We start from the raw sequence: 13,096 nt of genomic DNA, 5'->3' as shown, positions 1-13,096 counted from the left end.
CGGTGACAGGCAAGCGGCCGCCGTTTACCAGATGGCCAGTCGCAAACCGGCGCGGAATTCATGCCGGCGCAGACCGTCATCCGTCAAACGCGCATCCGCGCCCTTGAAGACATCGCCACCGGCGACGTCGGAATACCGGTAGCCGATGTCGAGCTTGAGGCGTTCACTCACGTCATAGGATACGCCCGCCATGATCGCATAGGTGAAGCGCCAGCTGCTTTCACCCTGATAGTCGTAAGTCGTGGATGGGCCTCCGGAGCAAACGCCGCTAACGCAGGCGCCGGTTACGGAAACATCGTCGAAGCTCACGCGCGTCGAGCCCGCACCCGCCCCGATGTAAGGCGTAAAGCCTGCCAGTGTGCCAAGATCCACGTAGGCATTCGCCATCAGCCCGACAGCGCTGTAATCGGCTTTCGTGCTCAGTCCGCAGGTGCTTCCGGCAACCGCGCCACCACAGGCAAAAGTGCTTTCCCCGCTGCCGTCAAAATCGTTCTGGAAATAATCCGCGGTAAAATCGGCGCGCAGCATGTCGCTGAACTGGTAACCAACGCCGAGAGCGCCTGAAAGCGGCTTGCCGAACCGCGCATCGTCAAACCTTGTCGCGGCGAGGCCAGCGGGTGCCGGCGCGGAGATCGAGAGAGACGGATCGCCTTCGTGGCTCCACGGTGCTGAGCCGAGATCAGCACGCAGATAGAAACCCTCGACCGGGGTTTGCGCCGCCGAGATCGTGACCTCCGGCGCATCGAGCAGTTCATCGTCCGCCGCCATTGCAGGAAAACCGGCAAGCAGCAGGGCCAGCGCCGATGCGTTGAGGAGTGTGTGCCGCGTGTTCATCCTGCCATCCTTGGAACGTCGTCACGGCGAGGGAATCACCTGCATCGCCCGTCTTTACGAGCGTTAACTATCGCAGCGGGGAGTTAACCGGCGGTTAACCACGATCGTTAACCAAAGGGGGCCAAAACGCACAAAGGCCGCCCGGAGCCCGGACGGCCTTTGCAGATCGATAAGACCCTGGATCTTACTTGTAGACGGCAGGCTCTACCGGCGGAATATAGGCTTCCTGGCAGCCGCCGAAGGAATAGCGCAGACCGGCGCGGGCTTCGTGAATGTAGATGCCGTCGTCGTAACCCGGACCGCTGTTGGCGTTGTAGCCGAACATATCGCCGCCAAGCACGTTGCGGAAGCGGTAGCCGACGTCGGCCTTCAGGTTGCAGGTCAGGTCGATGGCGGTACCGGCCATCAGGGCGTAGGTGAAGCGCCACTTGTCACGGCCGCTATGATCGAACGAATCGTCGCAGTTGCTCGGATCGCCGGTTTCGCAGCTGGTGTTTCTCAGCTTGTCCCAGCTTACCCGCGTTCCACCGATACCGGCGCCGACATAAGGCGTGAAAGCGCCATAGGTGCCGATATCGACATAGGCGTTGGCCATCAGGCTCCAGCCGGAGATGGCAGCCGTGTCACGCGACGTACAATCGGCAGCAACGCCGCAAGCGCCGGTGGTAGAACCTTCGAAGTCGGCTTCGCCGAGATAATCGAGCGTCAAGTCGGTACGCAGATAGTTGTTGACCTGATAACCGACACCGACGCCGAGTGCATAGGTGTCGTCGAGGTCGGCTCTGTCGAAATCGCGCATGTAGCGGCCCGGGCCCTGGTAAAACCGGGCGCCGCGCAGGTCGGTTGCCGCATATCCGACATCGCCGCGCAGATACCAGCCGCTGGCCTCGACATACTCGACCGGCTGTTCGACCGGCGGTGGCGGCTCATAAAGATCCGCAGCGGAAATTGCGGTGCCGCCCAGCATAGCTGCAACAGCGCCAATCAATATAGTCTTCATGGCCCCACTCCAATACTTGTGTTGCTTGGTCAACCGCTAGGTCGGCCTTCAGATTTTGATGTCGAAGTGGATCATGAAGAGGAAAGGTTAAGGCCTGATTAACTACAAAAATTTACCGTAGTTCTTAACGGATTTCGCAAATCTCATAGTAACGAGCAACAACATCCGAGCAGCAACAAAAAAGGCCGGGCAAAAGCCCGGCCGTGGAAGTATTCGCGAGCGAAGCCCGATCAGGCGGCGTTGCGTGCGTTTCCGATGACGGAGATCAGTTCATCGACGATGCGCTCGACCTGGCTGCGGTCGTCACCCTCGGCCATCACGCGGATGAGCGGCTCGGTGCCGGAGGGGCGGATCAGCAGACGACCGGTTCTGGCGAGTTCGGCTTCCGCATCGGCGATCGCCTGTCGCACCGCCGGTTCCTCCAGCGGCTTGCCAGCGGAGATGCGCACGTTTTTCAGGATTTGCGGCACTGGCTCGAAACGGTTGCAGACCTCGCTCACCGGCTTGTTCTGACGCTTGACGCAGGCAAGAATCTGCAATGCCGCCACCAGACCGTCCCCGGTGGTGCCGAAATCGGACATCACGATATGGCCGGACTGTTCGCCGCCCAGGTTGAACCCGCATTCTCGCATGCGCTCGACGACGTAGCGGTCGCCGACTTTCGTGCGATAAAGCTCCATCCCCCTGGACTGCAGATGCCGCTCCAGTCCGAGGTTGGACATGACGGTCGCGACGAGGCCGTTGCCGGCCAGCAGGCCGTCTGCCGCCCAGCTGTCGGCAATCACGGCCATCAGCTGGTCGCCATCGATGATTTTTCCATGTTCATCAACAATCAGCACGCGGTCTGCATCGCCATCCAGCGCAATGCCGATATCGGCCCGAACCTCGTGAACCTTGCGTGAGAGCGCTTCCGGGTGTGTGGAGCCGCAATCGAGATTGATATTCATGCCGTTCGGATCGGTGCCCAAACTCACGACATCCGCACCGAGTTCCCACAAAGCCGCCGGAGCAACCTTGTAGGCGGCGCCGTTGGCGCAATCGATCGCGACGCGAAGACCCTTCAAGGTCACATCGCGGGGCAAGGTGCGCTTGGCATGCTCGATATAGCGGTCATGAACACCGTCGATACGCTTGGCCCGGCCTATCTCGGTCGACTTGGCAAGCTGTCCCGACAGGTCCTGATCGAGCAGTTCCTCGATCTGCGCCTCGATTTCGTCGGACAGCTTGTAGCCATCGGGACCGAAAAGCTTGATGCCATTGTCTTCGAAAGGATTGTGCGACGCCGAGATCATCACGCCGATATCGGCACGAAGCGAACGCGTGAGCATCGCGACGGCGGGTGTCGGGATCGGGCCGAGAACGAAGGCATCGACACCGGCTGCCGTGAAACCGGCGACCATCGCATTTTCGAGCATATAGCCGGAAAGACGGGTATCCTTGCCGATGACAACGCGGTGACGGTGCGCGCCTCGGCGGAAAATCGTGCCCACCGCGATACCGACCCGCATGGCGAGATCCGGCGTCATCGGAAACAGGTTCGATTGACCGCGGATACCATCCGTACCGAAATATTTGCGCTTCATAACAACTCCGTTCGAAGGCGGGTTACTGGTTTCGGAAGGCCTGCTGATGCCTGAAACCGCCCGCTTGGTTCGCTTCGAGGCTGCGCGTCGCTCGGGTTCAGAACGCATGCAGACACCTCATATCGTTGACGTTACGACCCGCGATCGCATGGCAATGAGCGATACAGCACAGTCGAGTTTCGCACTCTTGCCATAGATTGGCGGTCACGGCAGCCCGTTCTAACATCAGAAATCGTTACAGGACGTTACCGTTGGAAAGAGATCGCCATGAAAAAAGCCGCCTCCGACCGGAAGCGGCTTTGCTCATTTCAGCAATTGGCCAAGCGTTATTGCGGCTGCGGTTCGTAACCTTCGGCCTCGTCACCCTTGCTGCCGGTGTCCTTCTTGCCCGCGGAGGGAACGGCCGAGCCACGATGCGGCGTCGAATCGTCGCCGAGATCGCGCGCCGGCTTTTCGCCGCGGATCAGGGCCTTGATCTCCTCACCCGTCAGCGTTTCATATTCGAGCAGGCCTTCGGCGATGGCGACGAACTCGCTGTGCATCTCGGTGATGATGCGGGTCGCTTCCACATAGGCTTCGTCGATCAGGCGGCGCACTTCGCTGTCGATCTTCTGCGCCGTCGATTCAGACACGTTCTTCGACTGCGAGACCGAATGGCCGAGGAACACTTCCTGCTGGTTTTCACCATAGGCGACATGGCCGAGCACGTCCGAGAAGCCCCACTGCGTGACCATCGCACGCGCCAGCTTTGTCGCCTGCTCGATATCGGAGGACGCGCCGGAGGTGATGTTCTCCTTGCCGAACGTGATCTCTTCGGCGACACGGCCGCCCATCATGATCACAAGACGGGATACCATCCACTTGTAGCTCATGGAGTAACGGTCGCCTTCCGGCAGCTGCATGACCATGCCGAGCGCACGACCGCGCGGGATGATCGTCGCCTTGTGCAGCGGATCGGCAACCGGCACCTTGAGCGCCGTTATGGCATGGCCGGCCTCGTGATAGGCGGTCAGCTTCTTTTCGGCTTCAGTCATGGCGGAGGAGCGGCGTTCCGCACCCATCATGATCTTGTCCTTGGCGTCTTCGAATTCGAGCATGGTGACGACACGCTTGTTGCGGCGCGCAGCCATCAGGGCAGCTTCGTTGACGAGATTCATGAGGTCCGCACCGGAGAAACCGGGCGTACCGCGGGCCAGGACCTTCAGATCGACATTCGGCGCCAGCGGCACATTGCGAACGTGGACCTTGAGGATGCGCTCGCGGCCGTTGATATCCGGGTTCGGCACCACGACCTGACGGTCGAAACGGCCGGGACGCAGCAGCGCTGGGTCAAGAACGTCGGGACGGTTGGTGGCGGCGATCAGGATGATGCCTTCATTGGCTTCGAAACCGTCCATCTCGACCAGCAGTTGGTTGAGCGTCTGTTCGCGCTCGTCATTGCCGCCGCCGAGGCCGGCGCCGCGATGACGGCCGACAGCGTCGATTTCGTCGATGAAGATGATGCAGGGCGCATTCTTCTTGGCCTGCTCGAACATATCGCGGACGCGGCTTGCACCGACGCCGACGAACATTTCGACAAAGTCGGAACCCGAAATCGTGAAGAACGGCACATTGGCTTCGCCGGCAACCGAGCGGGCGAGCAGCGTCTTACCGGTACCGGGAGGGCCGACGAGCAGAACACCGCGCGGGATACGACCGCCAAGGCGCTGAAACTTCTGCGGATCGCGCAGGAACTCGACGATTTCTTCCAGATCTTGCTTGGCTTCATCCACACCGGCAACATCGTCAAAGGTTACGCGGCCATGCGCTTCGGTCAGAAGCTTTGCCTTGGATTTGCCAAAGCCCATCGCGCCCCGGGAGCCACCCTGCATCTGACGCATGAAGAACAGCCAGACACCCAGGATCAGGAGCATGGGCAGCAACGTGCCGATATAGCTCAGGAAGCCGGAAGAACCGTCGGACTCCGGGCGAACCGTAACGGTGACGTTCTTGCTTTCAAGACGATCGGTCAGCGTGGTGTCGATCGAAGGCGCATAGGTCTGGAAGGTCGCGCCGCTTTCGGCATAGGAGCCGATCACCTTGTTGCCGGTGATCACGACTTCCTTGACACGGCTGCCGTCAACTTCCTTCAGGAACTGCGAAAAGGGAATCTCACGCGATCCGGTCCGCTCGGCCGGTTGCTGAAACATGCTGAACAGCGCGATCAGCAACAAGGCAATGATTGCCCAGAGGGCAAAATTTCGAAAATTAGGGTTCATCGAACTCCCCGGAACCAGTCATCGCAACTGCAAATGATTTGAAGCTGCATTGTGCGCCTAACATAGGGTTGAGGGAACGCCTTGCCAAGGCAAACCGCTCAATCACCCGTTATTTCCGTCAATACATCGTGAACCGGGAGAGCCAAATACCGGCTACGGCCAAAAAGCGCGGCAAGACGATTGGCGAGTGTCAGGTCCAAACGCGGCAAAAAGGTGTCGTAGGGGGGAATATGGCGGGTGATAACGTGGTTTTGTTCGCTGTTTCCAGCGGATATCGCCACGGCTGCGAGCGCCGCTGGCGCGGCACGCCGGGCGATTTCCCGGCGCACCCCTGCGGCGATGAGTCTCGCCTCTGCTGACTCCAGCTCGACGCCTGCGGCCGGCCTTAGTGAAACCGCGCTTGCCGAACGATTGGCGACAACAAAACGCCCGTCCCAGACCGCCTGCTTTCCAGCGTCAAGAACGGTAACGGGAAGACTGCGCTTTTCCCGATAGAGATAAAGGGCGTCGCGCCTGCGATCGAAGACGGTGCGGGATGCCGTGATCCGGCCGGGTTCGCCTTGTGCCAGAAAATCGGCGACGCGTTTCGCAGCATCACGACCGGGCACATGCGCCGCGCCGCCGATGACCGTTGAGACCAGCAGAATAGCCGCGAGTACCTTTGGCTCATTGATGCGATCGACCAGTGCTGACGAAATTCGAGCGACAAGTCCTTCAACGACGGAGACGTCGCCCAGAAGTTCGGCAATGCGTTCCGCGCGCACCATTCGTTGATGGCCGGCCTCGGAAGTCGCAGCAAGCTCCCTCTTCTCCCCCTGTGGGAGAAGGTGGCGCAAAGCGCCGGATGAGGGGGCGGCTGGCTCCGAGTTTGCCGCAAAGGCCCCCTCATCTGCCCTGCGGGCATCTTCTCCCACAGGGGGAGAAGAGGGAGCTTGCCGCGCCTTCTGTGAAATAGCGTTTCGAACCCTCACCCGCTCGAAAGCCGGGTTGGTATTGCTTGGATCGTCAAGCCACCCCTCGCCGCGCTCCTGAAGAAACGTCCGGATGTCCTGTCGGGTCAATCCGAGGAATGGCCGCAAAATCCAGACGGATCGATCATAGAGCACAGCATCGGCCATGCCGGAAAGCCCCGGTGCATCGTCACCGGAACGGCGGCTTCGCATGGCGATGGTTTCAGCCTGATCGTCAGCCGTATGCCCCGTGACGACAGCGATTGCATCGATCTCGGCTGCCGCGTCCGCCAGCAGACGGTAACGCGCCGCCCGCGCGGCGGCCTGAATACCGGAGGACGGTTTCTCCCCCTCCCATCGACGAATACTGTGCGAAATACCCAAGCGTTCGCAGAGGATGCCGACTGACCGTGCCTCCTCTGCCGATGCAGCACGCAAGCCGTGATCGATCGTGCAGGCGGCAACGGCAAAACCGCGACCGACGTCATCGACGGCCGTCTTCAAGGCCAGTAACAGACCGGTGGAGTCGCTCCCGCCGGAGATCGCGACAAGAAGCATGCCCGGAGCGGAAAAACGCTGAAGGAAATCACGCGCTGCGGCGATGACAGGGTCCGTCACGCCTGCTGCCTCAGCAGGCGAGACGGCTCTGCTCACTCTTCACCTTGGCGCTCACGGCCGGCGAGGCATTCGGATAGCGTTTGCCGACTTCGCGCAGCGTCGCGCAGGCCGTATCCTTGTTGTCGAGCGCGGCGAGCGACATGCCGAGCTTCAAGAGCATCTCCGGCGCCTTCGGCGATTTGCCATAGGTCTGGTGTGCGTTGAGGAAGGTCTTCGCCGCATCGTTGTACTTGCCCTGCGAATACTGCGCCTCGCCCATCCAGAAGCTGGCGTCAGCCGCTTTCTCGCCGCTCGGGAAGGCATCGAGATAGTCGCGGAACTCGCCTTCCGCCACGCTGTAGTCACCCGACAGCACATGGCCGTATGCAGACTGGTAAAGGTCGCCCGGATTATCGAGGGCGGCCGTCTGCTGTTGGGTGTCCGGCGTCGTGTTCAGGCCCTGATCGACCCCCGGCGGGGTGATGTCGAGACTTGCCTGCCCGTTGTCCAGCGGCGGGGCATCCTGATTGGCGGCAACCGGATTGCCGTTTTCATCGAAAATGATCTGGCCGAGGGTCGCTGGCGGCGCACCCGCAGTCCCGGAGGCGGTACCCGATCCCAAACCTGCGTTGGGATCGGTTGCCTGACGATCCGTCGCCTGGGGGGCAACGGACGCCTGATCGTTGGTGCGCGGCGTTTCCAGTGCACCGCTCTTGCCGGATGTGCCCGACTTGCCGCTTTCCAGATCCTGGAACCGGAACTCGTTGTCTTCCTGGAACTTGCGGATCTGTTCCTGCATCTGCAGAAGCTGGAAGCTCATTTCCTCGATACGCCCGTTGAGCTGGCGGATCTGTTCCTCAAGCTGGCCGATGCGTCCGACGTCACTGGATTGGACGTTGACGATCGGTTGCTTCGCCGCCGGCTGTTCGCCATGCAGCACGCGATTGATCACTGCGGAGAGCGGCATGGCGGTTGCTGCCTGACCGAAGCCTGCGAGCGCAGAAAGGCCGATCATGCCCGCCACGACAAAATGTTTCATGTCATGTCACCTGTTTTTAGGGTTCGATGACGCGCGGAACCGAGATGAAATCAGGCCCCGCACGCTGTCCGCACAGTTTTCCAATTGCCGTCAAAAAGCAACGGAGTTCGGTAAAAGTGTGACAAAAAAGAAAGGCGGCTTTGAGGGCCGCCTTCCAGACTTCGATAGGGTGCGGCAATTACATGCCGGCGCCACCAAGAACGGTGACGGCGCGGCGGTTCTGCGACCAGCAGGAAATGTCGTCGCAGACGGCGACAGGCTTTTCCTTGCCGAAGGAGATGGTCTTGATGCGCGAAGCCGGGATACCGCGCGAAGCGAGGTAATCGCGGGTCGCGGCAGCGCGGCGGGCACCGAGCGCAAGGTTGTATTCGCGGGTGCCGCGTTCGTCGGCATGGCCTTCGACGGTGATTGCGTAGTTCGGGTACTTCTGCAGCCACTGGGCCTGACGATCAAGCGTCGACTGGGCGTCTGCACGGATCGAGGTCGAATCGGTATCGAAGAAGATGCGGTCGCCGACGTTGACGGTGAAGTCCTGCTGCGAGCCCGGGGTCGCGGCGTTGAGGCCGAGTTCGCCGGCGCTGTTCGGCAGGTTCTTCTTCGAGGCGCAGCCGGCAATGGCGAGCGTCATGAAAAGAGCAACCATGACCGGATTGCGAGCGATGGAATTCATGCGGCCTGCGGCCGGGGCTTGAATACGGCTCATGGGCCGGTCTCCTTGGATGTCTAATTTCAGTGTTGCCAGACTGTAACCGGAAGCGGTTAATTCCATTGCAACAATTATGGTTAACAGAGTGCTAAAACGTGATGAGGCCGTTGCTAATCAAGACTTTGCGGCAGAAAGCGGGCAAGTCGCCACATTCCCTGCCGCAATTGCCGATTGCTATTCCAGAAGCGGCGACCACGCCGGGTCGGATGCAAAACCCTGCGTCGGAACCAGCTGTTCGTTATAGCCGGTCAGGTCGATCGAATAGAGCTGCGGGCCGCCGGCGCCGGCATTCTGGCGGAAGAACATCAGCACGCGGCCGTTCGGCGCCCAGGTCGGGCCTTCGTTGTGGAAGCCCGTGGTCAGGATGCGCTCGCCCGAACCGTCGGTCTTCATCACGCCGATCGAGAACTTGCCGCCCGATTGCTTGGTGAAGGCGATGAGGTCGCCGCGCGGGGACCAGACCGGGGTCGAATAGGAGCCGTCGCCGAAGGAAATGCGCGTCTGGCCGGAACCATCCGCACCCATCACGTAGAGCTGCTGGCGGCCGCCGCGGTCGCTTTCGAAGACGATGCGGCTGCCATCCGGCGAATAGGACGGAGAGGTGTCGATGGCTGCGGTGTTGGTCAGGCGCGTCGTGGTGCGCGAGCGCAGGTCCATCGTGTAGATGTTGGCGTTACCGTCCTGCTGCAGGCTCATGATGACCCGCTGGCCATCCGGCGAGAAGCGCGGTGCAAAGGTCATGCCCGGGAAATTGCCCACGACTTCGCGCTGTCCGGTCTCAAGCTGCAACAGGTAGACCCGCGGCTCGTTGCCCTCGAAGGACATATAGGTGATTTCCTGCTTGTTCGGCGAGAAACGCGGCGTCAGCACGATATCGTTGGAATTGGTGACAGCACGGGCGTTCGCGCCGTCCTGGTCCATGATCGCCAGCTGGCGCTTGCGGGCCGTCTTCGGGCCGCTTTCGGCAACGTAAACGATGCGGGTGTCGAAATAGCCCTTCTCGCCGGTGATGCGTTCATAGATCGCGTCGGCGATGATGTGAGCGACACGGCGCCAGTTTTCCGGCTGGGTGAAGAACTGCTGACCGGTCATCTGCTGGCCGGCAAACGTATCCCACAGGCGGAACTCGGCCTTCAGGCGGCCATCGCCCTCCTGCGTCACGCGGCCCGTCACCAGCGCCTGCGCATTGATGACCTTCCAGTCTTCGAAGCGCGGAGCCGCATCCGGGTTGGAAATCTTTTCAATGAAGGCGTTGCGATCGATCGGCGCAAACAGACCCGAGCGCTTCAGGTCGGCTGCAACGACATCGGAAATCTTCTGGCCAAGCTCACCCTGCAGGAAATCGCTGATGGCGATCGGCATGGGCTCGACATTGCCCTTGTTGATGTTGAGCTCGACGAGCGCGTGGGCCGGTGCGCTCATCAGCGCAACCATGCCCGTCAGCGCGACGAGGAATCGGAAGAAATTGCGTCTCAGCATGATCAGGAAGCCTTTCAGCCATTCATTCAGTGTCATTGGCGTTCTGTGTCATTGGATCGACATGGAGCTCGGATCGAAATTCACGACCATCTGTCTCCACGAGTCGTATTTATCTGCAGGCAAGCCTTCGAAAGGCAGCGACTTCAGGATGGCGCGGCGCACGCTGCCGGCCATGGTCCGCTGCGCTGTGGACGAGCCGCCATTGGTCTCGACTTCGGGCTCACCGATGATGTTGCCCTGCGGGTCCAGCTCGAAGCGCACCGTCAGGATCATGCCATCGAGACCTTCGATGCCGGCAAAGGCACTCCAGTTTTTCTGGATCTGCCCGCGCAGCGCATCCATCTCGTTCTGCGACAACGTGTTGCCGGTGGTCTTCGAGGCGCCGAAAGCCTTTTCGGTTTTGCCAGCCTTGGCGCCGCCATTGGCCGGATCGGTCTTGTTCAGAAGGGCCGCAACCTCATCCGCATTGAAGTCGGAATCGTTGGCGGAAGACGCCTTCTTCTTTTCCTTCTTGTTTTCTTCGCTCTTGCGGTCCGGCGTCTTGGCCGTCTGCGCCTGCTGCTCGACCTTTGGCTTCGCCATCGGTGTCGGCACCTTGTCCGGAAGCGCCTCGGCTTCAGGGTTTTCTGCCGGCTGCTCCTCCGCAGGCTGCTCTTCAGGCTTTGCGTCCGGCTTGACCTCTTCCTTGGGCTCGGGAAGAGAGGCAACTTCGGTCGCTGGCTCGGAGGGCTTCTCCTCCGTCACATCCTTGGAGTCTTCCTTCACCGGGTCCGGTGTCGGCGGTGTCTTCTCAGCCTTTTCCGGTGCTGCGGCGGCCTCGACATTGTTGGGCTTGGCGTCCGGCTTCGGCGGCGTCTTCAGATCTATCTTGTTCTCGCCGACGTTCTCGGCGTTTTCGACGATATCGGGACGCTTGGTTGGCGTCACGGAAGGAATTTCAGCCTTTGGCGCTTCCTTGTCACCCTGCTGCAATTGCGTCAGCTCTTCGATCGGAACCATGTCGACCGGCAATGCCTCGACGTCCGCGACCTGGAAATCGGCGGGACTGCCGATCGAAACCAGCGCCCAGGTGAGCACAAGGCCATGCAGCACAGCAGATGTGATGAGACTTGTCTTCATCGCAGCGCTCTACTGGTCCTTCTTGGGCTGGGTGACGAGGCCGATATTCTTGAAGCCTGCTTCCTGGATGCGCGACATGACGTCGGCGATCACGCCGTAAGGCGAGGTCGCGTCACCGCGCACGAAAATCCGCTCGCTGTAGCCTGTTGTCGCGATCGCTTCGAGCTTGGCCGCCACTTCCTCGACCGGGATCGGGGTTTCCTGCAGGAAGATCTGGCCATCGCTCTTGACGGAGATGGTAATCGGCTGCGTTTCGGAATTGAGCGCCTTCGCCTGCGTTTCCGGCAGGTCGATGGGCACGCCGACCGTCATCATCGGCGCCGCGACCATGAAGATGATGAGCAGAACGAGCATGACGTCGACGAACGGCGTCACGTTGATTTCGCTCATGATGGCCTTGTTGCGTCCGCCGCGGCGACGACGACCGCCGCCCGAACCACCGCCAGAACCGCCTACTGCCATACCCATGGGAATACTCCGTCCTTAGAAGCCGGCTTTACTGCACGACCTTACTGTGCAGCTTGGCGCGACTGCAGCTTCTCATCGATCTGGCGCGAAAGAATGGCCGAGAACTCGTCGGCAAAACCTTCCATGCGGGCGGTAATCTTGCCGGCATCGGCAGAGAACTTGTTGTAGGCGATAACCGCCGGAATAGCGGCGAGAAGGCCGATGGCCGTTGCCAGCAGCGCTTCGGCGATACCGGGGGCGACGACCGCGAGATTGGTCGATTTCGAACCGGCGATTGCCTGGAACGAGGTCATGATACCGACGACGGTTCCGAAGAGGCCGACGAACGGGCCGGCCGAACCAATGGTCGCCAGCGAGCCGAGACGGGCGGAAAGTCCTTCGGATTCGCGCGCCAGCGTCACGTCCATGGCGCGGTCGATACGCATCTGCAGGCCGATCGGCGACCGGGCGCCGCGCTCAAAGCTCTTTTTCCACTCCCGCATGGCGGACACGAAGATCGCGCCCATGCCGGAGGTCTGCCGATCCGACAGCGTGCGGTAAAGCTCTTCCAGCGACTGGCCGGACCAGAACACCTGCTCGAAGGCATCGGCCTGACGGCGCGCTTTGGCAAAGCTCAGGGTCTTGTCGACCACGATCGCCCAGGTCCAGATGGAGGCCACGATCAGCCCGATCATGACCAGCTTCACGACGAAACCTGCCTGCATGAAGAGCGACCAGAGCGATACGTCGGTCGTTGCGGCTGCCAGTCCTACCTGTTCCATTCTCAAATCCCCGAATCCAAACACCCGGCAGGAGCAGTCATTTGCTCACGGCCAGGTTGCTCAAACGTCCTTGCTAAAGATTGACCCGGCATATGCCCTGGACCCGCCCTCAAGCTGATCATCAAGCCCTGTCTTCCCGCCTTCTTGCGGTCAATCTTGGTCAAAGGATGACGTGCACTGCACAAATCCCTAATACAGGGCATTAAGACATCATTATGGTTAAGGGAGTGTTACTCGCCGCCGCAATACCGCTCGAAAAGGCACTTGAGCGCGGCGCGTGACGAGGAACTTTGGGGCGCCGC

General features: G+C 60.8%; 11 protein-coding genes. All 11 read right to left on the bottom strand.

Annotation, left to right across the window (positions count from 1 at the left end):
* Positions 1 to 24: 24 nt before the first annotated feature.
* The gene (locus tag BLX89_RS13040) at positions 25 to 834 is read right to left on the bottom strand and encodes an outer membrane protein (RefSeq protein WP_075291336.1); all 810 of its coding nucleotides are present in this window, start codon (positions 832 to 834) and stop codon (positions 25 to 27) included.
* A gap of 184 nt (positions 835 to 1,018) precedes the next feature.
* Positions 1,019 to 1,834: an outer membrane protein gene (locus BLX89_RS13035; RefSeq protein ID WP_075291335.1), complete on the bottom strand. Its 816-nt coding sequence runs from the start codon at positions 1,832 to 1,834 to the stop codon at positions 1,019 to 1,021.
* A 230-nt stretch (positions 1,835 to 2,064) separates the two neighbouring features.
* Positions 2,065 to 3,417, bottom strand: coding sequence for a phosphoglucosamine mutase (glmM, locus tag BLX89_RS13030; RefSeq protein ID WP_075291334.1), 1,353 nt, complete (start codon positions 3,415 to 3,417; stop codon positions 2,065 to 2,067).
* A 326-nt stretch (positions 3,418 to 3,743) separates the two neighbouring features.
* Positions 3,744 to 5,675: an ATP-dependent zinc metalloprotease FtsH gene (ftsH, locus tag BLX89_RS13025; RefSeq protein ID WP_075291333.1), complete on the bottom strand. Its 1,932-nt coding sequence runs from the start codon at positions 5,673 to 5,675 to the stop codon at positions 3,744 to 3,746.
* 98 nt (positions 5,676 to 5,773) lie between these two features.
* Entirely contained in the window at positions 5,774 to 7,243 is a 1,470-nt protein-coding gene (gene tilS, locus BLX89_RS13020; RefSeq protein ID WP_075291332.1) for a tRNA lysidine(34) synthetase TilS, read from the bottom strand.
* Between the two features lie 10 nt (positions 7,244 to 7,253).
* Positions 7,254 to 8,261, bottom strand: a complete 1,008-nt coding sequence (ybgF, locus tag BLX89_RS13015; RefSeq protein ID WP_075291331.1) for a tol-pal system protein YbgF — start codon at positions 8,259 to 8,261, stop codon at positions 7,254 to 7,256.
* Between the two features lie 178 nt (positions 8,262 to 8,439).
* Positions 8,440 to 8,964 (bottom strand): peptidoglycan-associated lipoprotein Pal, encoded by a 525-nt coding sequence (pal, locus tag BLX89_RS13010; protein ID WP_075291330.1) that lies wholly within the window; start codon positions 8,962 to 8,964, stop codon positions 8,440 to 8,442.
* A gap of 177 nt (positions 8,965 to 9,141) precedes the next feature.
* Positions 9,142 to 10,452 (bottom strand): Tol-Pal system beta propeller repeat protein TolB, encoded by a 1,311-nt coding sequence (gene tolB / locus BLX89_RS13005; RefSeq protein ID WP_143523624.1) that lies wholly within the window; start codon positions 10,450 to 10,452, stop codon positions 9,142 to 9,144.
* A gap of 42 nt (positions 10,453 to 10,494) precedes the next feature.
* Complete coding sequence (locus BLX89_RS13000) at positions 10,495 to 11,565, bottom strand: dihydrolipoyllysine-residue succinyltransferase component of 2-oxoglutarate dehydrogenase complex (protein ID WP_075291329.1); 1,071 nt, start codon at positions 11,563 to 11,565, stop codon at positions 10,495 to 10,497.
* 9 nt (positions 11,566 to 11,574) lie between these two features.
* Positions 11,575 to 12,033, bottom strand: a complete 459-nt coding sequence (tolR, locus tag BLX89_RS12995; RefSeq protein WP_075291328.1) for a protein TolR — start codon at positions 12,031 to 12,033, stop codon at positions 11,575 to 11,577.
* Between the two features lie 41 nt (positions 12,034 to 12,074).
* Entirely contained in the window at positions 12,075 to 12,794 is a 720-nt protein-coding gene (gene tolQ / locus BLX89_RS12990; protein ID WP_075291327.1) for a protein TolQ, read from the bottom strand.
* Positions 12,795 to 13,096: the final 302 nt, after the last annotated feature.

Source organism: Pararhizobium arenae (genome assembly GCF_001931685.1).
Lineage (GTDB): Bacteria > Pseudomonadota > Alphaproteobacteria > Rhizobiales > Rhizobiaceae > Pararhizobium > Pararhizobium arenae.
This window is presented reverse-complemented; position numbering and strand designations above follow the sequence as displayed.